We start from the raw sequence: 20,264 nt of genomic DNA, 5'->3' as shown, positions 1-20,264 counted from the left end.
GCTGGCGGCCGTGCCGCGCCTGCAGTTCGGCGCGCCCGGGCCGGCCTGACCCGGGCGCGGCCGTTCAGACGGAGTGGTGCGCGCTGCGCGCCTCCAGCCAGACCAGCGTGTCGTGGCGCAGGGCGCGCACGCACTGCGCCAGATAGGCGTGCACCGATTCCAGCTCCGCCGGGTCATGGCGGCGCGCCGTCAGCATGACCGCGTCGGCGACCCATTGGCGTTCCTGCGCCACCAGCTGGCACTGCTCTTCCACCGGCCGGATCACGATCATCCGGCGATCCAGCGGATGGCGGCCGCGCTGCACGTAGCCGGCCGCCTCCAGGCGGTTGATCAGCGCCGTCGCGCCGCCGGAGCTGATGCCCATCAACTGGGCCAGCTGCCCGGTGGGCAGGGCGTCGAACTCCATCACCAGTTCCAGCGCCTTGAGGTCCGCCAGGGGGATGCCCAGCTTTTCGGCCAGAGCGGATTGGCACGCCGCGTTATAGACGGCGAACTGCCTGCCCAGCATCAGCGCGATGTCCTCCAGCACGCCGGGACGCAGTTCGCTGCTGCGCCCGGCCGCGGGCTCCTGGTGAAAGTAGGTCTCTTGTTGCAGCATGGTTCGTGCTCCCGGGCCGATGGCGTGGATTACTTGCGGGCCGAGAGGCCGCCCAGGAGGCCGCCCAGCAGGCCGCCGTTGGGAGCGCCGGCCGTGCCGCCGCCGCTCAGGCTGCCCGTGACGCCGCCCAGCAAGCCGCCCAGCAGTCCGCCGTTGGCCGTGCCGGCCGCCGCGCCGCCGCCTGCGCTCACGTTCGCGCCCGCGCCGGAACCGGTGTTGGCGCTCACCGAGACGCCGCCAGCCAGTCCGCCGACCAGGCCGCCCAGCAGTCCGCCGTTGGCGGCCGCGCCGCCCGAGCCGCCGGCCGTGCCGCCCGCGGCGGCGCCGCCGCCGAGCAATCCGCCCAGCAGGCCGCCGTTGCCGGCGGTTCCGCCCGCGGCTCCGCCCAGGCCGCCCGTGACGCCGGCCAGCAGGCCGGTCACCGGCGCCAGCAGGCCGCCGTTGGCGCCGCCCGGCTGCGTCACGCCGGCCAGCAGGCCGGTGATGGGGCTGAGCAGTCCGCCGTTGCCGTTGGCGCCGCCGGTCAGGCCGCCGGTCACGCCGCCCAGGCCCAGGCCGCCCGTGAGCGAGGCGACCGCGCCGGTGGCGTTGGCCAGCGTCGCGCCCAGCGGGTTGGGGTTGCCCGGCGTGGCGTGCAGGAGGCCGCCGGCGCTGGCCACCGCGCCGCCCAGCCCTTGCAGCACGCCATTAAGGCCGACCGCGCCGCCGGGCAGCGAGCCGCCCAGGTTGCTGACCGTGCCGCCCAGGCTGTTCAGCAGGCCGGCCACCGGCGCGCCCAGCCTGGTGGTGTCGCCCACCTGCTGGGTCAGTCCGGTCACGGTGCCGGCCAGCGGGCTGGCGGTGGGGTCGAGCGCCGCGCCCAGGCCGGCCAGGGTAGGCTGCAGGCCGAGCGGCAGAACGTTGTCCACGGTNGTGCTCCCGGGCCGATGGCGTGGATTACTTGCGGGCCGAGAGGCCGCCCAGGAGGCCGCCCAGCAGGCCGCCGTTGGGAGCGCCGGCCGTGCCGCCGCCGCTCAGGCTGCCCGTGACGCCGCCCAGCAAGCCGCCCAGCAGTCCGCCGTTGGCCGTGCCGGCCGCCGCGCCGCCGCCTGCGCTCACGTTCGCGCCCGCGCCGGAACCGGTGTTGGCGCTCACCGAGACGCCGCCAGCCAGTCCGCCGACCAGGCCGCCCAGCAGTCCGCCGTTGGCGGCCGCGCCGCCCGAGCCGCCGGCCGTGCCGCCCGCGGCGGCGCCGCCGCCGAGCAATCCGCCCAGCAGGCCGCCGTTGCCGGCGGTTCCGCCCGCGGCTCCGCCCAGGCCGCCCGTGACGCCGGCCAGCAGGCCGGTCACCGGCGCCAGCAGGCCGCCGTTGGCGCCGCCCGGCTGCGTCACGCCGGCCAGCAGGCCGGTGATGGGGCTGAGCAGTCCGCCGTTGCCGTTGGCGCCGCCGGTCAGGCCGCCGGTCACGCCGCCCAGGCCCAGGCCGCCCGTGAGCGAGGCGACCGCGCCGGTGGCGTTGGCCAGCGTCGCGCCCAGCGGGTTGGGGTTGCCCGGCGTGGCGTGCAGGAGGCCGCCGGCGCTGGCCACCGCGCCGCCCAGCCCTTGCAGCACGCCATTAAGGCCGACCGCGCCGCCGGGCAGCGAGCCGCCCAGGTTGCTGACCGTGCCGCCCAGGCTGTTCAGCAGGCCGGCCACCGGCGCGCCCAGCCTGGTGGTGTCGCCCACCTGCTGGGTCAGTCCGGTCACGGTGCCGGCCAGCGGGCTGGCGGTGGGGTCGAGCGCCGCGCCCAGGCCGGCCAGGGTAGGCTGCAGGCCGAGCGGCAGAACGTTGTCCACGGTCTTGCCGACGTTGCCCAGCGCCGGCTCCAGCAGCGGCGTCGAGGGTCCGCCCAGCACGCCGCCGGTGATGCCGCCGACCACCTGGGTCACCGGGTTGAGCAGGCCGCCCTGGCCCGACAGGCCGGCGGTGAGCGCGCCCACGGCGCCGGTGGCGTTGCCCAGCACGGTCGTCAGCGGATTGGGGTTGTTCGGATCGGCATGCAGCAGGCCGCCGGTGCTGGCCACGGTCTTGCCCAGGCCGTCCACCAGGCCACCCAGGCCGGTGCTCAGCCCGCCGGGCAGGCCGGTGCCCTTGACCGTGGTGCCGAGATCGCTCACCAGCCCGCCGACCTGCTTGACCGTGCCGTCCACCGGCTGGCCCAGGCCCGTGGTGGCGCCAATTTCCTGCGTCAGCCCGACGACGGTGTCGGCCACCGGCTTGATGGTGGGGTCCAGCGCCTTGCCTACGCCGCCCAGCGTGGTGTCCAGGTTCAGGGGCAAGGTGTTGTCCACCGCGGCGCCGGTGTTGCCCAGCGTGGTTTCGAGCAGGCCGGCCGTGATCGGGTTGGTCGGATTGGTGGGATCGGTGCCGCCCGGGTTGGTGCCGCCGTCGCCGCCGCCATTGCCGCCGCCACCGCCATTGCCGCCGCCGCCGCCTCCCGGCGTTTCGGGAATGACCGTGCCCGGCAGGCTCGCCGACTTGCTGCCGCCACCGCCGCCGCCGCAGGCGGCCAGGGCGCTCATCAGCGCCGCGGCCAGGACGGTGGATGTCAGGATGCGCGAAATGCGGCGAGTCTCGATATTGGTATGCATGGCGAACTCCTTGTGTTGGAAGAGTCAGGCAAGAAACGGCCCGATACATCTACACATGCACAAAGCGTGCCAACTTTTTTCAAAAAAAAGCCCGCGGCGCGGCGGGCGGGATCTTCAAGGATAAAACCCTTTCAATTCATGTTGTTATGAGTTATTAAGGGTTTACCCTTATTCGAGAAATACGCAGATTTACGATCTCGCGCAGGCTGCGAATGTTACGAATGGCCGGTTATCGGCCGTTACGTTACGGGCGGCGTTACGTAACGCCGCGCTCAGAACGCGTCGTAATAAAGCGAGTAATTCGCGTTGAAACGCAGGTCGCGGTCATTGTCGACCGTCGCCGACCCCACCGGCTTGGCGACGTTGAAATCGAATAGATAATACTTATCGTCCGTGATCCGCAGCCCCAGCGCCACCGAAGACAAATGCCGCTGGTTCAGTTCCTGCAGGCTTTTGTTGTTGTACCAGGTGCGCGCATAGTCGACCATCGCATAGGGTTGCACGCTGGAAAGGTACTGCCAGCCGGTGCCGAAGCGCCGGTTTATTTCCGCCGAGACACCTATGCCTTTATCCCCGCTTTGTTCTCCCTGGGGATAGCCCATGGCGTAGCGCCAGCTGCCGTACGAGACCTGCTCCGAGGAAGGCAGGATATTGCTGGAATATTGCCCGGCGCCCGAGAAAACCAGCCCGAACTGGCCCGGCAACGCAAAGGTCTGCTTGGCGTTGAGGTTATAGCGGGTGAAATCCAGGTCCAGGATCGGGGTGGCGGAATAGCCGTAATTGGTTGAGATGTCTTTTTTGGCGCCGGCGGCGTCGAAACCCTTGGCGACGCCTAACGTGATGTCGGTGGCCTGGCTCTCGGATACCTGGATATAACGCAGTTCCGCGTTGGCGGCGCGCACGCGGGCGTCCTGCTGCAGCCAGCGGTCGCTGTTGCGCGCGTCGTAGCGGTCCTTGGAATTGGCGGCATAGACGCCCAGCGTGCCGGTCAGCGAACGGCTGTTGTTGAGCAGGAACGGATAACTCACGCCGAGGCCGACGCGGTCGTTTTTGACGCGGCGCTCGAAACCGAGATATTCGATGGCATCGTCCTCGGGGCGCGCGTCGTAGTGGTAGCCGTCGATTTTCAGCGCCAGGCCGTCGGCGCCGATCGGCACGCGGATTTCACCGTTGAAGTATTTCACGTCGTCGGTATTGAAGGGCACGGCGGCGGTCAGCTTCACCTGTTCGCCCAGCGGCGTCAGGCTGTTGGTCGCCATATTCACCAGCGGCTGCATGCCGGTGCCCAGGTCGGCGATGCCGCCGGTCAGGCTGACCGGCTGGCGGCTGGCCGCCAATACCAGTTCTGTGGCGCCGTCGGCGCGCCGCGGCAGATCCAGGCTGGGCGTGAATTTGACGCCGGGCACCGTGCGCATCAGATTCAGCTGGCGTTCCAGCGTGGCCTGCTTGAGCGGCCTTTCCTCTTTCAACGGGCCGGCCAGGGTATCGAGCCGGTCTTGCGCGTTGCCGATATCGCCTTCGATGCGCACCGAGCCGATATATCCCTCGACCACCGTCACCACCACCAGGCCGTTGGCGAAACTCTGGTTCTGCACCAGCGCGAACGACAGCGGATAGCCTTTTTCCCGGTACAGCAGCGTGATTTTGTCGACCTGCTGAACCAGTTCGCCCAGGCTTATTTCCTTGCCGGCCAGCGGACTCAGCAATGCGGCCACTTCTTCGAAGGGAATCGCGCGCACGCCGCTGACGTCGAAATTGCGCGGCACGATGCGCTGCGCCAGCCGCGCCTGCAAAGCCATTTGTTCCGGCGTCGCCGTCTGCACCACGGGCGGCGGCTGCGTGGCCGACGGCGGCCGCTCCAGTTTGGGCATGGAATCGACGGGATTGCCGCGCAAGGGGCCGTCTGCGCGGGCATTGCCGGCTGCCGCGAGGGCGCAGGCGAGGACCAGGGAAACTGAAGCTGCCGGAAATGTACGTCTCATGCCTTTTGATGTCTCTTGTTTCCGCGGCGCAGTTCCATGGCCTTTCCGATATTTATCGACTATTTCCACCGCCGGCCGCCGGGGTCGCGTTATGGTGCCAGTCGCTGACTAAAATGACAATTTATTTCATTGGACCATATAGCGAATTAGTGTTTTCGCTAAGTTGTTGCAAATTTGAAACTGCATGAATTGGCATGTTCGTTAGATAACCATATGTTTTTCAATGAGATATTCTTAACTTAAAGAGCGTTATTTACATTTAAATACAGCATTATTGCGAATATAAGGGAAAACCCTGATGTGTATTAAATGGTAATATACAAGACTACAAATAACGTATCTTCTCATTGCATCGAAATGTTCAGCCCAAGGAAATCCGCAAGTTTGAAAAGGATGACCGCAAGCAGAATCATGGGGCCCGCAGCGCTGCGTGCGGCCAGTTTCAAAAGAGGCTGTCCATGACGTCAGGTGAAATCGTTCCGCTTTCGTTCCACGGTGGCCTGGTGGCGCTTTCGTTTTTCGTTGCGGTGCTCGGTTCCTACGTGGCGATGCTGGCCGCGGCGGGTATCCGGGCGGAAACCCGCGATGGCGAAATCCGTTTCGGCTACATACTGATCGGCGCCGTCGCAATGGGCGGTGTCGGTATCTGGAGCATGCATTTCATCGGTATGCAGGCCCAGAACCTGCCTTTCGACGTGGGTTATCAATTCGACCTCACGCTGCTCAGTTTCCTGGTCGCCGCGGGTTTTTCCGGCTGGGCATTCTGGTTTGTCGGCCGCCAGCGTTTTACTTTCCTGCGCTGCCTGACGGGCGGCGTGGCCACCGGGCTGGGCGTGGTCTCCATGCATTATGTAGGCATGAGCGCCATGCGCATGCCGGCCGTGCTGGCCTGGGACCTGCCCATGGTGACGGCCTCGGTGTTTATCGCCGTGGTGGCCGCGTCGGCCGCATTGTGGCTCGCCTTCAATACCCAGAACGAACGCCAGCGCGCCGGCGCGGCCATTTTGATGGCGGTGGCGATCTGCGGCATGCATTACACCGGCGCCGCGGCCGGGACCGTGGTCTGCACCACGTCCCGCGAATATTCCGGCGCGCAGATCGGCGGCGCAATGCTGCCCTATATCGCGTTTGTATTATCCGTGGCGACCATGCTGCTGATGCGCTGGCATCTGCAGCGGGCGTCCCGGCGGTTTCGCGTGCGCACGGCGCAGCGCATTGACTCGATCATTGAATCGGCGCCGGTGGCGCATCCGGGCAAGTATCCCGGGTCCGTCCAGGGGCCGGAATGAGCAGGATTCCGGACGCGCGCCGCCTTGCAGTTGCGACGGTGTGCGAGTGGTTCTGGAAGTGTGGCCGGGCCTGCCGCCGGCGGGGCGGCTTGATGATCAATCGAGACCAGTGAGGTTCGAAAATGAAGCAAAAACTCATGCAATTCTGGAATGAAGAAGAGGGCATCACCGCGCTCGAATACGGCCTGATCGCCGGCATGATCGCGGTGGCGCTGCTGGCCGTGGTGGGCACGTTCACCGACGCGCTCGAAGGCCTGTTCACGGGACTGGGCGGCGCGCTGAGCGACAACACGCCGGGCTGATCCCGATCGCTTCCCATGCCGCGACGGCGGGCCGCCCGCCCGCTGCCGCGGCTCCCGTCCAGCTTTTTTTATTTGATTCGAAAAGCACGCCGCGCGTCCGCTGTCGTATCCGATTTCCGATTCTTGAAGGTCCTGCCTTGTCTCCAGGGGAAGCATTGTGGTGGTTGCTGTTCGCAAGCTGGAATCTGGCGCTGGTCTACAACGACCTGCGCTACCGCCGCGTCCCGAACGCCTTGGTGGTGTCGGGGTTCGCGCTTCAGCTGCTGTGGCTGCTGGCCGCGTGGCTGGCCCCCGGCTGGGCCTATCCGCCGCGCTGGTCCGGCTGGCTCATGGCCTGGCTGGGGTTCGCCGCGGCGCTGCCGTTCCTGCTGCTGTGGAGCCGGCGCCTGATGGGCGCGGGCGACGTCAAGGCCATCGCCGTGCTGGGACTGCTGCTGGGGCTGCCTGCGCTGTTGGCGGTGCTCGTGCTGTCGAGCCTGCTGGCGGGCCTGCATGCCTTGCTGGTGCTGGCGCTCTCGCGCGTGTGGGCGCCGGGCGCGCGGCTGCGCCAGATTCCGTACGCCGCATACATGGGAATCGCCGCGCTCAGCGTGGCGTCTATGCCCTGGAATTCGGCCTGGTATTCGTAGTGTTCTTCCTGTTGTTCTACGGGATTCTGACTTATTCGCTGGTCGCCGCCGCACAGAACTCCGTCGCGCTGGCCGCGCAGGACGGCGCGCGCAAGATCCTGCAATGGCAGGGCGGCGCCGCTTCGCTGGCGGCGCGGGCCGGGGCGGGACGCGACACCGCGCTGCAGCGGGCCGAATGGATCAGCACGCTGTCGGCCTCGCCGGTGCGGGTGGCGGTGTGCGGCAGCGCGGGCGCGCTGAGCAGTTCGGGCGGCGGCGCGTGCAGCGGCCTGCCGCTGGCCGACGGCCAGATCGAAGTGACGGTGTCCTATCCGTATGGCGCCCATCCGCTCATCCCCACGGTGCCGCTGCTGCGCACGGCGCTGATGCCGGCCTCCGGCGTGCTGAGCGCGCGCGCGACCGTGCATCTGGACCAGCTGGACGGGGAGGGCTGAGATGCGCACCCCTCATCCGCTCCATTGCCGGCCGCGGCGCCAGCGCGGCGTCGCGGCGCTGGAGTTTTCGCTGACCCTGATCGTGCTGCTGCTGTTCATCTGCGGCGTGCTGGGCGTGAGCGCGCTGTTCTGGATGCAGCAGCAACTGGCCGCGGCCGCGACCGACGGCGCGCGCGCCGCGGTTTCGGCCCGCTACAACGGCGAGCCCGACGTGCCGGCGGCGGCCTGTTCCGCCGCCATGAGCGCGTTCTCGTCCGGCTCCAGCGTGGTGTGCGCGGCCTCGCGCGCGCCTTGCGAGTGGAGCGGCCCGGCCGGCCGGCAGTCCGACTGCGCCACCGTGAACCTGACTTATGAAACCCAGTCCTGGCCCTTGCTGGCCACCCTGCAGGGCCTGATCACCTCGTTGCCGGGCATGGGCCGGAACTGGATTCCCAACCAATTGCATTCGCAAGCCGTCGTACAGATATCGCAGGGGACACCATGAGCAGTTTGAGCAAGATCGTCGCAGGGATGTTGTTGGTAGCGGGGCTGGTTCTGGCCTTCATCGCCTGGAGGCTGGCGTCCGCGCCGGCCAGCGCGCCGGCCGCCGCGGCGTCGGCGCCCGCGCCGGCGGCGCCGGTCGCCGCGCCCGTCAAGCGCTATCCGGTTGTCGTGGCCAAGACGCCGATCGCGGCCGGCACGCGCATCGACGCGGCCCGGATGCTGGAAGTGGCGCAGTGGCAGGCGGCGCTGTCGGGCGGCTATGAGGCGGCCGCGCCGTTGGAAGGCGCAGTGGCCAAGGTCGATATCGCCGCGGGCGACCCCATGCTGCCCAGCCTGCTGGCGCAGGGACTGGCGCGCCAGCTCAAGGAAGGAGAACGCGCCGTGGCCATCGCGGTCGACGAAGTCGTGGGCGGCGGCAACCGCATCGGTCCGGGCGACTGGGTCGACGTGTTCTTCATGATCGAGAAAGGCCAGGAAGTGCCTGGCGCGCAGGCGCGCCTGCTGCAATCGCAGCTGCGCGTGCTGGCCTACGGCAAGGCTTCGGTGGACGGTCCGGAGGAAAAGCCGGCAGGGCAGGCGGGCGTGCCGAACCAGCCGGCCAAGACCGCGGTGCTGGCCGTGCCGCTGGAACGCGTCAATGAACTGATGCTGGCCAGCCGCGCCGGCCGCCTGCAGCTGGCGCTGCGGCCGCTGGGCGACGAGGCCCTGCCGGACACGGAATTGTTCGTGCAGCGCGGCAGCGTGCTGCCGGTGCGCGCCGACCTGACGCCGGCCCAGCGCGATGCGCTCAAGCTCGCGCCGAACCGCGCCTATGCCGGCGAAAGCCTGGTGCAGCTCGACGGCACCACGACGGCGGCGCGTACGCCCGCGGCCGTGGCGCGCGGCGCGAATGCCGGCGGCGGCCGGTCGGTGGAAATCGTGCGCGGCGACAAGACCGAGCGCGTGCGTTACTGACAGCGGCCGCGGGGCCGATGCGGGCCCCGGCGGCTGGACTCTCCCAAATAACTCGATCCAGCACCATGAAGAAACATCAGCGCACCACCGTCATCTGTGTCCTGTCGGCGCTTGCCGCGTTCGGCTGCGGCGCGAGCGCCGTAGCGCAAACCGCGACGCCGGCCGCGAGCGCGCCGGCGCCGGTCCGCGACCTGAACCTGGCGGTCAAGGGCCAGCAGACCCTGCTGCTGGACGGCGCCGTGCCCTCGCGCCTGGCCATCGGCGACCCGGAAGTGGCCGACGTCAAGATTCTGCCCGCCGGCGGCAAGCGCGCGGGCGCCATCCTGGTCTACGGCAAGAAGGCCGGCACCACGCAGCTGCAGGTCTGGAGCGGCTCCAATCCCGCGCCCCAGGTCTGGAACCTGCGCGTGGGCGGCAGCGTGCAGGGCGCGCTGGCCAGCCGCGGCATCGCCGGCGGCGCCAACATCGATATTGCCGGCGACCGCGCGGTGGTGTCCGGCCACGCCGAAACGCCGATGGGGCAGGTCGCGTCCGTGGCGATGGCGGCCTCGGCCGTGGGCGGCGAAAAGAACGTGGTGGACGTATCCTCGGCCGGCACCAGCGGCGTGGTGCAGGTGGAGGTAAAAGTGGTCGAGGTGTCGCGCTCCGTCATGAAAGAAGCGGGCATCAACTGGTCGGCCGGCGGCAGCGGCCCGTGGAGCGCCAGCGCCAGCCTGGTGCCGGCCAACCTGGGCGCGGCGGCCTCGGGCTTCTCGCTGTTCTACGACACCAACAACTTCTCGGCCAATCTGCGGTTGCTGCAGAACAACGGCATGGCGCGCGTGCTGGCCGAGCCCACGCTGGTGGCGCTGACGGGCCAGAGCGCCAGCTTCCTGGCCGGCGGCGAGCTGCCCATCCCTGAATCCGGCGGGCTGGGCACCGTGTCGGTCACGTTCAAGCCGTTCGGCATCGGCCTGACCGTCACGCCCACCGTGCTGTCGCGCGACCGCATCTCGCTGAAGGTGGCGCCCGAGGCCAGCGAACTCGATTACAGCAACGGCATCGCGATCAGCAACGGCGAGAACTCCGCCTCCATCATTCCGGCGCTGCGCACGCGCCGCGCGGACACCACGGTGGAGCTGGGCGACGGCGAGAGCTTCGTGATCAGCGGCCTGGTGTCGCGCCAGACCAAGGCGATGGTCAGCAAGGTGCCGCTGCTGGGCGACCTGCCCATCATCGGCACTTTCTTCCGCAGCCTGGACTACAAGCAGGAGGACACCGAGCTGGTCATCGTGGTGACGCCGCGCCTGGTGCGCCCCATCGCGCGCGGCGTCACGCTGCCGCTGCCGGGGGCCAGGCAGGAGCGCGCCGACAACGGCTTCAACGCCTGGGGCTATTACCTGACCGGCCCGATGGGCGGCCAGCAGATGCCGGGATTTTCGCGGTGAACGATATGAAGACACATACGAGCGAATGGAAGGGCCTGCAGAACGGCAGGCGATTCCTGTTCTGCTCCCGGGGGGCGGACATCGCCGCCCAGCTGGGGCAGGCGCTGGGCGACATGGGCATGCTGACCCAGGAGTCGCCCGGCACGGAAGAACTGGCGCGGCGCCTGGCGGACATCGCGCCGCAGGTGGTGTTCCTGGATTTCACGCTGAGCGAGGACGAGCCCGGCAAGCTGTTCAAGTCGGCCGAGCTGGCGCGCCTGCTGGCGCGCATCGCGCCCAGCCTGCCGCGCGTGGCGGTGGGGCTGCTGAGCCAGCCCGAAGGCGCGATCGCGGCCCTGCGCGCCGGGGTCAGCGACTTCGTCGATCCCACGGTGGCGCCGCAGGAAATCAAGGAAATCGTGCAGCGCCTGATGAACGCGCAGGCGGGCGACGCGCCCGGCGGCGGATCGCGGCGCAGCGTGCTGCTGCTGAGCGCGCGCCCCGGCGTGGGCGCCAGCACGCTGGCCGTGCACCTGGCCGGCATGGTGCAGGACCGCCTCAAACAGGCCCATTGCGCGCGCAACGCGGCCGGTGGCAAGGCTGCGCGCGCGGCCGCGGCCGAGCCCGGCTCGACGCTGCCGCTGTCGAGCCGCGTGGCGCTGATGGACCTGGGCTGGCCAGTGGGAGACTGCCAGCTGTACCTGAACATTGGCGGCGACTTCGACTTCGCCGAGGCGGCGCGCAACCTGCGCCGCCTGGACTCCACGCTGCTGGGCTCGGCCATGCCGCACACGGCCAATGGCCTGAGCGTGCTGTCGCTGCCGCGCGACCTGGCGCAGATGCGCGACGCCTCGCTGTCCGATTCGCTGCTGGTGTTCGAGCGCATGCGCCAGCATTTCGGCGTGGTGGTGGCCGATGCCGGCGGCTTCACCAATCCCGAATTCGTGGCCGGCCTGGCGCGCGCCTCGGAGCAGAACTGGATCGTGACGGACCAGAGCGTGGGCGCGCTGGTGTCGCTGGCCGGCCTGCTGCAGGAACTGGAGCAGATGCACGTGGACCGCCGCAGCCTGGGGCTGATCGTCAACCGCTACGACGAGCGCTACGGCATGACCGCGCAGCAGATCGCCGAGCGCTTCCAGCTGGACCTGGTGGGCACGCTGCCCGACCGCACGCTGGCGCTGATGGTGTGCACCAACCAGGGCCATCTGCTGCATGAAGAAGCCGAACGCGACATCTACGTGCGCGCGGTGCAGGCGCTGGCCGAAAAACTGAGCGCCCACGAACACGCCGCCGGCGGGCGCGCCGGCTGGCTCGCGACCTGGCTGCCCGGCGTGCACCGCCGCATGGCGGGTTGACGGCAACACGGACGGACAGCAACGGAATCCCACATGATCATGACAGCGACGGTTGAGTTCGGCGGCGAAGGCGACTCCGGTTTTTCGGCGTCGAACCGCTACCAGGAAGTGAAGACGGCGGCCTACGAGCACCTGCTTTCCCGCATCGAGGAGCTGGGCGCCGAGTTCGGCCGCTGGGCGCGCTCGGCTATCCAGGAGTTCGTGGACATCGAGGTCGCGAGCTTCGTGCGGCTGCGCAGGGTGCCGATCAACGAAGGCGAGATGCGGCAGATCGCCGAGGCCCTGACCAAGGAACTGGCTGGCCTGGGGCCGCTGGAGGACCTGCTGGCGGACCCGGCGGTGGAAGACATCCTGATCAACGGCTACGACAACGTGTTCGTGTCGCGCCGCGGCGTGCTGGCGCGCGAGACGCTGCGCTTCACCGACAATCAGCACGTGCTGCGCATCGTGCGCCGCATCCTGGCGCCCATCGGCCGCCGCCTGGACGAATCCAGCCCCATGGTGGACGCGCGCCTGCCCGACGGCGGGCGGCTGAACGTGGTGATCGAGCCGCTGGCGGTGGACGGCCCCATGGTGTCGATCCGCAAGTTTCGCCAGGACCCGCTCAAGCCCGCCGACCTGCTGACGCTGGGCACGTTCGACGAAGAGATCTACCGGCTGCTGCACGAGGCGGTGAAGAACCGCTGCAACATCCTGGTGTCCGGCGGCACCAGTTCGGGCAAGACTTCGCTGCTCAATGCGCTGGCGTTCTTCATCCCCGGCACCGAGCGCGTGGTCACGGTCGAGGACACGGCCGAACTGTCGCTCAACCACCCGCACGTAGTGCGGCTGGAATCGCGCCAGGGCGGCTTCGACGGCAGCGGCGCGGTGACCATCCGCGAGCTGATCCGCAACAGCCTGCGGATGCGCCCGGACCGCGTGGTGGTGGGCGAAGTGCGCGGCGCCGAAGTCATGGACATGCTGCAGGCCATGAACACCGGGCACGAAGGCTCCATGGCCACCATCCACGCCAACTCGCCGCGCGAGTGCCTGTACCGGATCGAGATGCTGGCGGGCTTCGCCGGCTTCCAGGGCAGCGAGGACAGCCTGCGCCGCCAGATCGCCAGCGCGCTCGACTTCATCGTGCAGATCGGCCGCCTGTCCAACGGCAAGCGCCGCGTGCTGTCGGTGACCGAGGTGACGGGCATGGGCGACAACGTGATTTCCACGCAGGAGCTGTACCGCCACGAAACCTTCCTGACGCCGGAGGGCGAGGAAAAAGACCGCTGGAAATGGCTGGGCATCCATCCGCATACGCCCAAGCTGGCCAGGATGCGCAGCGAGGCGCGCGCCAACGACGCCGCGTCCGGCGACGGCGATGGCGGCGGTGGCGGCGGGTTCTGGAGCCGGAGGCGCTGATGGAGCGGGTCCTGATACTGGCCGGCCTGGCGCTGGCGCTGATGCTGGGCGCGGCGCTGCTGTGGCGCCACGCCAGCCGCGGCGCGCGCCGCGCCGCGAGCTCGGCGTTCCTGGAGAACCAGCTCAACCGCGTGCGCGACGCGCGCCCGGACGACGACACGTTCGCGGCCGGTTCGCGCGCCATGCGCAGCGGCCTGCTGGGATGGGACCGCCTGCTGCTGGTGGCCGGCATACGCCAGAGCCCCGGCTTCTATCTGCGCCTGGCGGCGCCGCTGTTCGGCGGCGCGGCGCTGGCCTGGCTGCTGCTGGGCGGGCTGTCCGGCGCGGTGACGCTGGTGCTGGTGGCGGTGCTGGAGTATTTCCTGCTGTGGCTGCGCGCCGACAAGCGCCAGCGCCGCATGATCGCGCAGCTGCCGGCGTTCCTGGACAACATCGTGCGCCTGGTCACCATCGGCAACAGCATGGGCTCGGCCTTCCAGACCGCCGCCGCCAACACCGACGAACCCTTGCGCGAAGTGGTGGAGACGGCGGCCAGCCTGAGCCGCTCGGCCAAGGAGCTGGACGCGGCGCTGGTGCACGTGTCGCGCCTGTACGGGCTGAAAGAGCTGTACATGATCGCCGCCGTGGTGTCGCTGGCGATGCGCTTCGGCGGGCGCAGCGACCAGGTGCTGGAGCGCATGGCCGCGTTCATGCGCGATGTGGCCCAGGCGCGCAACGAACTGTCGGCCAGCTCGGCCGAGGTGCGGCTGTCGGCCTGGATACTGGCGCTGCTGCCGGTGGGGATCGCCGGCTTCATCATCGTGACCAACAACAATCTCTTCATGGGACTGTGGCACGACCCGGCGGGCTTCAAGATGCTGGTGACCGCGGTGGCGCTGCAGATCGGCGGCAGCTACTGGCTGTACCGCATGGCCAAGTCGATCTGAGGAGAGGCGCGATGCATATCCTGCAATCCTGGAACGCCTCGACCACGCTGGCCGCGGCGCTGATGCTGATCGCGGCGGCCATGCTGGTGCTGGGCGTGGGCCTGGTGCGGCGCCTGCGCGGCCAGAGCCGCAGCCGCCAGGTGGTGGACCAGGCGCTGGCGGCGCGCCAGATGGGCGAGGGCGCGGCCGCGCCCCTGCCGGCCGCCGACGCGCAGGGCCGCCTCGCGGCCGCCGCGCGCGCCGCCGATTCGTTCGGCAGGCGCCTGAGCCAGGGGCGCCTGGCCGATGCGCTACTGGCCGCCGAAGACCGCAAGCTGGTGGACATGGCCGGCTATGCCGACGCCGCCACGGCCCGCTCGCGCTTCGTGGTGGCGCGCTTCGGCCTGGCGTTGCTGCTGCCGGTGGCTGCGGTGACGGCGGGCCTGCGCTATGGCCACATCGGCTCGTTGGGCGGCATGCTGCTCGCCGCTTTCTTCGGCTTCGGGTTCGGCTACATGCTGCCCAAATGGGCCTTGCGCCGCCGCGTGGCGCGCCGCCGGCGCCTGGCGGCCGACGAACTGCCGCTGCTGGTGGACCTGTTGCGCCTGCTGCAGGGAGTGGGGCTGTCCATCGACCAGAGCCTGCAGGTGCTGGTGGCGGAATTCGGCCAGGTGCTGCCGGTGCTGTCGCAGGAACTGCGGCTGGCCTCCGAACTCTACGTGCGCGGCCGCACGCGCGAACAGTCGCTGGCGCGGCTGGCGACCGGCTTCGACAACGACGATCTGTCCGCCATCTGCCGCCTGATCGCGCAGGTGGACCAGCACGGCGGCGCGGTGCAGGAGCCGCTGAACCGCTTCGGCGAACGGCTGCGCGAATCGCGCCGCCTGGAGCTGAAGGAGCGGGTCGGCAAGACCACGGTCAAGATGACGGGCGTCATGATCGTGACCCTGCTGCCGGCGCTGCTGATCGTCACGGGCGGAGCGGGATTCATAGCGGTGATACGCGCGTTGTCGCGCATGGGGGGAACATGATGGCGGGCGCGATGAATTGGCGGCGCGGCTGCGCGCGCGGCATGGCCGCGGCGGCGGTGCTGGCGGGCCTGGCGGGGTGCAAGAGCAACGGCGCCGAGTCGGCGTGGCAGCTGATCCAGCAACAGCAGCAGGAGCAGGCGCTGGCGCGCCAGCAGGAAGACGAGGCCCAGGGCCGCAACCGGCCGCGCGAGCCGGAGATGATGCTGTCGATGATCGCCGAGGCGCAGCGCCAGGAGCGCTATTTCGCGTCGCTGGCCTACATCGACGCCTATCAGCAGAAGTTCGGCGCCGACAGCCGCGTGGCCGTCATGCGCGCCGACGCGCTGCGCCAGACCGGCCAGACCGCCGCCAGCGAACAGGCCTACCGCGCGCTGACCCGCGGCGAGCAGGCCGCGCAGGGCTGGCATGGCCTGGGCCTGATCGCCGGCGGCCGCGGCCAGTACGAGCAGGCGGCCGACGACTTCGCGCAGGCGGCGCGGCTGGCGCCGATGAACGCGCAGATCCTGGGCGACCTGGGCTACGCCAGGCTGCGCGCCGGCGACCTGAACGGCGCCCGCGTGCCGCTGGGCCAGGCGGCCGAACTCGCGCCCGAGAACGGCCGGGTGCTGGCCAATATGGCGGTGCTGCTGCTGGTCGAAGGCGACCCGCTCAAGGCGCAGCGCCTGATGGACCAGGCGCAGCTGGGCGAGGAGGCCCGCGGCCAGGTGCTGCGCCTGGCTGCCGAGATCCGCGGCCAGGTCGCGCCCATGCCCATGCCCGCGGCCGGCCTGCCGGCCACCCGCGTCTCCGGCGCGGGCGGCGCCGTGATGCCGATGATGAGCCCCTTGATGGAGGGCCTGGGCAACGGGCCCATCGTGCGTTAACCGTATTCAGCCAGGAATTTCGACATGTCCCACATCCGTTCCTACACCACGCTGCTGTTCTCCGCCCTGGCGCTGGCCGCGCCCGCCGCGCATGCGCAGTCGAATGCGCCGCTGACCGGCGGCATGGCCGCCGGCGCGCCGACGCCCGCGGCCCCGACCGCCCCGGCTGCGGCGCCGGCCGCCATGCCCGACCGTCCGGTGGTACAGCAGGTTTCCACGCCGCTGCCGCAACAGGCTAGCGCCGCGCCGCAGGAGGCCGCGCCGGAAGCGTTCGGCGACGTCACGCGCGGCCTGCTGGCGGCGCAGGCCGACGGCCGGCGCGCGGGCGGCGCGCTGCCCATCCTGGGGCCGGTGTCCACCGCCGCCTGGAACCGCTATCTGGACAGCTTCAAGCACCCGATCCCCGAGTGGCTGCAGAAGCGCGTCGAAACCAAGAACACAAACTGATGCCCGGACCCGAGCCGGAACCGAACATGCGCGCTCATTCTTCGCGTCCCGTCCCGTTGCCGCGCCAGCGCGGCAGCATCACCGTGGCCGTGGTCTTCGCGATCCTGGTGGGGGTGGTGCTGCTGGGCGCGGCGCAGCTGGCCTACAGCTTCTACATGAAGCGCGAGATGCAGAAGGGCGCGGACCTTGCCGCGCTGTCGGCGGTGCAGGCGCTGGGGCTGGGCGCGCCAGCCGATTGCGCGCCGGCGATCGCGGCCGGCCGGGCCTCGGCGCGGCGCAACATCCCCACGCTGATCGACCGCTTCACGGATGCCGACATCACCGTCGAATGCAAGGTCTGGGACCCGGACCGCGCCGACGCCGCCGGCATGCACCTGTTCGATCCGGCCGGCGACGAGGCGTTCAACGCCGTGCGCGTGACGGTCAGCAAGCGGCTGAGCCGCATCATCCCCAGCTTCAGCGGCGGCGATGGCGGCCTGCCGGCCTCGGTCTCGGCGGTGGCGGCCAATTCCAGGCCGGTCGCCGTCTTCTCGGTCGGCTCGCGCCTGCTGCGCCTGGAGCGCGGCGGCCTGCTGTCGCGGCTGCTGGCCACCGTCGGCGCCTCGCCGGCCCAGCTCGACGTGCTGGACGCGGCCGGGCTGGCCAGCGTCCAGATCACGCCGGCCGGCCTGCTCAAGGCCCTGGGCCTGCCGCTGTCGGTCGCAACCGGCGTGGGCACGCCCGAACAGCTGGCGGCCGTGGAGAACCTGACGCTGGGCCAGCTGCTCAACGCGACCCTGAGCGTCATCGACAAAATGGGCACGGCCAGCGCCGACGTGGGGCTGCTGGCCCGGGCCATCGGCGTGGCGCTGGACGTGATGCCGCTGGACCTGCCGGTCAAGCTGTTCGGCGACGGCGGCCTGCTCGACCTGTCGGTGCAGGGCGGCGGCGCGCATTCCGCGCTGCAGGCCGACATCAACGCGCGCAACATCCTGGAGACCGCGCTGGTGATCGCCAACGGCGAGAACCTCATCAACCTCGGGCTGAGCGTGCCGCTGCTGGGCGTGGACGCGCAGGTGCGCGTGGTCGAGCCGCCTTCCATCGGCATCGGCGGCGTGGGCGCGCGCGCGACCAGCGCCGGCATCCGCGTGTACCTGCGGGTCAACACCGCCACCATCCCGCTGGTCGGCCCGCTGCTGTCGGACACGCTGGGCACCCGCGTGGACCTGCCCATCATCATCGACGTGGCGCAATCGACCGGCACCGTCAGCAAGCTGTGCGAGGCGCCGCTGACCGAATCGCAGGCCGTCATCGACGTGTCTTCGTCGCTGGTGAACCTGTGCCTGGGCAGCTTCCCCGCCATGCAGTCCAGCACCGACCGGGACCCGAATCATTTCGTGTCGCTGACCAATAGCTGCGAGTCCTCGGCCTCGGCCGCCATCGGACGCCACGAGGTGCTGAACGTGCTGGGCATCCTGCCGCTGACCGCCAAGATCGCCGACCCGCCGCTGTCGGTGTTTCCGTCGTCCACGCCGGTATCGGTGCTGCTGACCGAGCCGCCGTCGCCGGACTCCAGCACCACGATCAACGCCTCCCAGGTCGACCTGGCGCAGCTGGCGTCCAACCTGTCGGACGCGCTGATCGGCGGCATCCTGGGCGATCTGTTCAGTACCGGCACGCCGCTGACGGACAAGGAGCGCGCGGACCTTGCCGCCAGGCTGGTGGGCGGCGACGCCTCGCATGCCGGCAAGACCGTGTCCAAGGTCGTCAACGACATGCAGTGGTCCAAGGACGCGATGGAGCGGCTCGGCACCCGCCTGAGCACCGGCGGCCTGACCGGCGTGCTGGGCGGCACGCTGCAGCTGGTCGGCGGCATCCTGAACACGCTGCTGGCGGCGCCGCTGAGCGACGTGGCCTGCTTCATGGCCGGCGGCCCCGACGATATCCGGCAATGCCGCGTCAAAGCGGTCGGCGCGCTCGCCCTGAGCGACGGCGGGCAGGTCGGCGGCGTGCTGTCGGTGGTCGTCGCGCTGCTGACGCCCTTGCTGGACGCGCTGTCGGTGCTGCTGCAGCAGCTGCTCAATCTGCTGGGCCTGAGCCTGGGCCAGACCGACGTCTCCCTGATTTCCGTCGATTGCGGCAAGCCCCGCCTGGTGTACTGATGGTGAATATCGTGATTTCCGCTGCCTGCCTGCACGCGAGGTTCGCGCCATGAGCCAGAAATTCATGCGCGACGAATTCGATCTCTATGTCTGGGAGGGCACCTCCGACATCGCCAGCCGCGCCGAGCGTTGCCTGGCCGGCATGGACGTGGCGCTGCTGCGGGCCGACGCCGGCACGGCCTTTCCGCCACCGCGCGATGCCGGACGGCCGGCGGTGGCCCTGGTGTCGGTGTCGGTGATGGGCGATACGCGCTTCAGCGGCTACGACTGGCTGGCCGCGCAGGGCCTGCCCATCATCTGGGTGGCGTCCGAGGCGCGCGGGCGCGATCCGCGCTACTACCCGCCCGAATACTCGTACACGCTGCCGCCGTCGTTCACCGCCTCCGATCTGCGCAAGTTGCTGTTCGAACTGCTGGGCGTGCTGGACCAGGTCAAGCGCGCCGCGCCCCGGCGCGAACAGCCGCTGATCGCGGTGTCTGCGCCGATGCGCGAACTGCTGGCCGAAGCCGAGCTGTACGCCGACTGCCGCAGCAACGTGCTGATCCACGGCGAAACCGGCGTGGGCAAGGAGCGCGTGGCGCGCCTGCTGCACGAGCGCGCGCCGTGGTCGGACGGCCCCTTCGTGGCGGTGAACTGCGGCGCCATTCCCGAAGGCCTGTTCGAGGCGCATTTCTTCGGCCACGCCAAGGGCGCGTTCACCGGCGCGATCGGCGCGCACAAGGGCTATTTCGAACAGGCCCACGGCGGCACGCTGTTCCTGGACGAGATCGGCGACCTGCCGCGCTACCAGCAGGTCAAGCTGCTGCGCGTGCTGGAGCAGAACAGCGTGACGCGCCTGGGCTCGACGGTGGAAGTGCCGGTGGACTTCCGCCTGGTCGCCGCCACCAACAAGGACCTGCGCGCCCTGGTGGGGCAGGAGGAGTTCCGCGCCGACCTGTATTACCGGCTGGCGGTGATCGAACTGCGCATCCCCAACCTGGACGAGCGCGGCGGCGCCGAGAAGGCGGCGATCTTCCGCGCCCTGCTGGAGCGGCTGGGCGCGCCGGACGAGCCGCCCGCGTGGCTGCTGGAGCGCGTCGCGCAGACGCGCTTCGCCGGCAACGTGCGCGAACTGTCCAACGTGGCCGAGCGCGTGGCCATCATGCGGCGCCAGCTCGATGCCTGGGACCCGCCGCGCATCGAACGCATCTTCGGCCAGCTCGCCGAGCCGCTGGCGGCCGCCGGCGCGCAGTGCGAGCCGCCGGTGTTCACCGACGCCGAGCGCGCCGAACGCGCCCGCATCCTGGCGGCGCTGGACGGCAACGGCTGGCGCCGCCAGGACACCGCCAACGCGCTGGGAATCAGCCGCAAGGTGCTATGGGAAAAAATGCGCAAGCTGCACCTGGGCGCAGGGCAGGGAGAGGCCGCCGAGGTGTAAATCCGGGCGTCCTTGGTGAA

18 protein-coding genes and 1 pseudogene are annotated in these 20,264 nt (G+C 69.9%); 15 read left to right on the top strand and 4 right to left on the bottom strand.

Annotation, left to right across the window (positions count from 1 at the left end; translation table 11 throughout):
• Window positions 1-64: 64 nt before the first annotated feature.
• The 4 genes and pseudogenes from C1I89_RS09165 to C1I89_RS09150 all read right to left on the bottom strand — a co-directional run bounded on the left by C1I89_RS09165 (window position 65) and on the right by C1I89_RS09150 (window position 5,079).
• Window positions 65-598 carry a MarR family winged helix-turn-helix transcriptional regulator gene (locus C1I89_RS09165; RefSeq protein WP_102772451.1) on the bottom strand — a complete coding sequence of 178 codons (534 nt, stop codon included), beginning with the start codon at window positions 596-598 and terminating at the stop codon, window positions 65-67.
• Window positions 599-627: 29 nt separating this feature from the next.
• Window positions 628-1,470: pseudogene (locus C1I89_RS09160) on the bottom strand (collagen-like triple helix repeat-containing protein); the annotation flags it as partial.
• A gap of 64 nt (window positions 1,471-1,534) precedes the next feature.
• Window positions 1,535-3,208, bottom strand: a complete 1,674-nt coding sequence (locus tag C1I89_RS09155; protein ID WP_102772450.1) for a collagen-like triple helix repeat-containing protein — start codon at window positions 3,206-3,208, stop codon at window positions 1,535-1,537.
• A 272-nt stretch (window positions 3,209-3,480) separates the two neighbouring features.
• A complete protein-coding gene (locus tag C1I89_RS09150) occupies window positions 3,481-5,079 on the bottom strand; it encodes a ShlB/FhaC/HecB family hemolysin secretion/activation protein (protein ID WP_246842410.1) in 1,599 nt (532 codons plus the stop codon).
• Between the two features lie 569 nt (window positions 5,080-5,648).
• Here C1I89_RS09150 and C1I89_RS09145 point away from each other — a divergent pair.
• From C1I89_RS09145 to C1I89_RS09075, 15 genes are all read left to right on the top strand, one after another.
• On the top strand, window positions 5,649-6,479 hold the full coding sequence (locus C1I89_RS09145; RefSeq protein ID WP_102772448.1) for an MHYT domain-containing protein: 831 nt from the start codon (window positions 5,649-5,651) through the stop codon (window positions 6,477-6,479).
• A gap of 137 nt (window positions 6,480-6,616) precedes the next feature.
• Window positions 6,617-6,781, top strand: a complete 165-nt coding sequence (locus tag C1I89_RS09140; RefSeq protein ID WP_440130625.1) for a Flp family type IVb pilin — start codon at window positions 6,617-6,619, stop codon at window positions 6,779-6,781.
• 155 nt (window positions 6,782-6,936) lie between these two features.
• On the top strand, window positions 6,937-7,410 hold the full coding sequence (locus C1I89_RS09135) for a prepilin peptidase (RefSeq protein WP_102772446.1): 474 nt from the start codon (window positions 6,937-6,939) through the stop codon (window positions 7,408-7,410).
• Window positions 7,410-7,844 carry a TadE/TadG family type IV pilus assembly protein gene (locus C1I89_RS09130; RefSeq protein ID WP_246842340.1) on the top strand — a complete coding sequence of 145 codons (435 nt, stop codon included), beginning with the start codon at window positions 7,410-7,412 and terminating at the stop codon, window positions 7,842-7,844. The genes C1I89_RS09135 and C1I89_RS09130 overlap by 1 nt, the downstream gene beginning before the upstream one ends.
• 1 nt (window position 7,845) lies before the next feature.
• Window positions 7,846-8,328 carry a TadE/TadG family type IV pilus assembly protein gene (locus C1I89_RS09125; RefSeq protein WP_102772445.1) on the top strand — a complete coding sequence of 161 codons (483 nt, stop codon included), beginning with the start codon at window positions 7,846-7,848 and terminating at the stop codon, window positions 8,326-8,328.
• Complete coding sequence (gene cpaB, locus C1I89_RS09120; RefSeq protein WP_102772444.1) at window positions 8,325-9,281, top strand: Flp pilus assembly protein CpaB; 957 nt, start codon at window positions 8,325-8,327, stop codon at window positions 9,279-9,281. Before C1I89_RS09125 ends, cpaB begins: the two co-directional genes overlap by 4 nt.
• Window positions 9,282-9,346: 65 nt before the next feature.
• Window positions 9,347-10,708 (top strand): type II and III secretion system protein family protein, encoded by a 1,362-nt coding sequence (locus C1I89_RS09115; RefSeq protein WP_102772443.1) that lies wholly within the window; start codon window positions 9,347-9,349, stop codon window positions 10,706-10,708.
• Window positions 10,705-12,042 (top strand): response regulator/pilus assembly protein, encoded by a 1,338-nt coding sequence (locus C1I89_RS09110; RefSeq protein ID WP_168202095.1) that lies wholly within the window; start codon window positions 10,705-10,707, stop codon window positions 12,040-12,042. Before C1I89_RS09115 ends, C1I89_RS09110 begins: the two co-directional genes overlap by 4 nt.
• A gap of 33 nt (window positions 12,043-12,075) precedes the next feature.
• Window positions 12,076-13,440 (top strand): CpaF family protein, encoded by a 1,365-nt coding sequence (locus tag C1I89_RS09105; RefSeq protein ID WP_102772441.1) that lies wholly within the window; start codon window positions 12,076-12,078, stop codon window positions 13,438-13,440.
• A complete protein-coding gene (locus C1I89_RS09100) occupies window positions 13,440-14,366 on the top strand; it encodes a type II secretion system F family protein (RefSeq protein ID WP_102772440.1) in 927 nt (308 codons plus the stop codon). The genes C1I89_RS09105 and C1I89_RS09100 overlap by 1 nt, the downstream gene beginning before the upstream one ends.
• Window positions 14,367-14,377: 11 nt before the next feature.
• Window positions 14,378-15,376: a type II secretion system F family protein gene (locus tag C1I89_RS09095; RefSeq protein WP_102772439.1), complete on the top strand. Its 999-nt coding sequence runs from the start codon at window positions 14,378-14,380 to the stop codon at window positions 15,374-15,376.
• Between the two features lie 11 nt (window positions 15,377-15,387).
• On the top strand, window positions 15,388-16,239 hold the full coding sequence (locus C1I89_RS09090) for a hypothetical protein (RefSeq protein WP_258231371.1): 852 nt from the start codon (window positions 15,388-15,390) through the stop codon (window positions 16,237-16,239).
• A gap of 24 nt (window positions 16,240-16,263) precedes the next feature.
• A complete protein-coding gene (locus tag C1I89_RS09085) occupies window positions 16,264-16,686 on the top strand; it encodes a DUF3613 domain-containing protein (protein WP_102772438.1) in 423 nt (140 codons plus the stop codon).
• A 26-nt stretch (window positions 16,687-16,712) separates the two neighbouring features.
• Entirely contained in the window at window positions 16,713-18,827 is a 2,115-nt protein-coding gene (locus tag C1I89_RS09080; RefSeq protein WP_102772437.1) for a TadG family pilus assembly protein, read from the top strand.
• A gap of 49 nt (window positions 18,828-18,876) precedes the next feature.
• Window positions 18,877-20,244, top strand: a complete 1,368-nt coding sequence (locus C1I89_RS09075; RefSeq protein ID WP_102772436.1) for a sigma 54-interacting transcriptional regulator — start codon at window positions 18,877-18,879, stop codon at window positions 20,242-20,244.
• The last annotated feature ends 20 nt before the right edge of the window (window positions 20,245-20,264 follow it).

It is taken from the genome of Achromobacter pulmonis (assembly GCF_002885955.2).
Taxonomy (GTDB): Bacteria; Pseudomonadota; Gammaproteobacteria; order Burkholderiales; family Burkholderiaceae_B; genus Achromobacter; species Achromobacter pulmonis_A.
This window is presented reverse-complemented; position numbering and strand designations above follow the sequence as displayed.

Coding starts and splice junctions, on each gene's coding strand:
- C1I89_RS09100 (WP_102772440.1), top strand. CDS start 13,440: ATGGAGCGGGTCCTGATACTGGCCGGCCTGGCGCTGGCGCTGATGCTG.
- C1I89_RS09140 (WP_440130625.1), top strand. CDS start 6,617: ATGCAATTCTGGAATGAAGAAGAGGGCATCACCGCGCTCGAATACGGC.
- C1I89_RS09115 (WP_102772443.1), top strand. CDS start 9,347: ATGAAGAAACATCAGCGCACCACCGTCATCTGTGTCCTGTCGGCGCTT.
- C1I89_RS09080 (WP_102772437.1), top strand. CDS start 16,713: ATGCGCGCTCATTCTTCGCGTCCCGTCCCGTTGCCGCGCCAGCGCGGC.
- C1I89_RS09095 (WP_102772439.1), top strand. CDS start 14,378: ATGCATATCCTGCAATCCTGGAACGCCTCGACCACGCTGGCCGCGGCG.
- C1I89_RS09105 (WP_102772441.1), top strand. CDS start 12,076: ATGATCATGACAGCGACGGTTGAGTTCGGCGGCGAAGGCGACTCCGGT.
- C1I89_RS09090 (WP_258231371.1), top strand. CDS start 15,388: ATGAATTGGCGGCGCGGCTGCGCGCGCGGCATGGCCGCGGCGGCGGTG.
- C1I89_RS09125 (WP_102772445.1), top strand. CDS start 7,846: ATGCGCACCCCTCATCCGCTCCATTGCCGGCCGCGGCGCCAGCGCGGC.
- C1I89_RS09165 (WP_102772451.1), bottom strand. CDS start 598: ATGCTGCAACAAGAGACCTACTTTCACCAGGAGCCCGCGGCCGGGCGC.
- C1I89_RS09155 (WP_102772450.1), bottom strand. CDS start 3,208: ATGCATACCAATATCGAGACTCGCCGCATTTCGCGCATCCTGACATCC.
- C1I89_RS09075 (WP_102772436.1), top strand. CDS start 18,877: ATGAGCCAGAAATTCATGCGCGACGAATTCGATCTCTATGTCTGGGAG.
- C1I89_RS09145 (WP_102772448.1), top strand. CDS start 5,649: ATGACGTCAGGTGAAATCGTTCCGCTTTCGTTCCACGGTGGCCTGGTG.
- C1I89_RS09085 (WP_102772438.1), top strand. CDS start 16,264: ATGTCCCACATCCGTTCCTACACCACGCTGCTGTTCTCCGCCCTGGCG.
- cpaB (WP_102772444.1), top strand. CDS start 8,325: ATGAGCAGTTTGAGCAAGATCGTCGCAGGGATGTTGTTGGTAGCGGGG.
- C1I89_RS09150 (WP_246842410.1), bottom strand. CDS start 5,079: ATGCCCAAACTGGAGCGGCCGCCGTCGGCCACGCAGCCGCCGCCCGTG.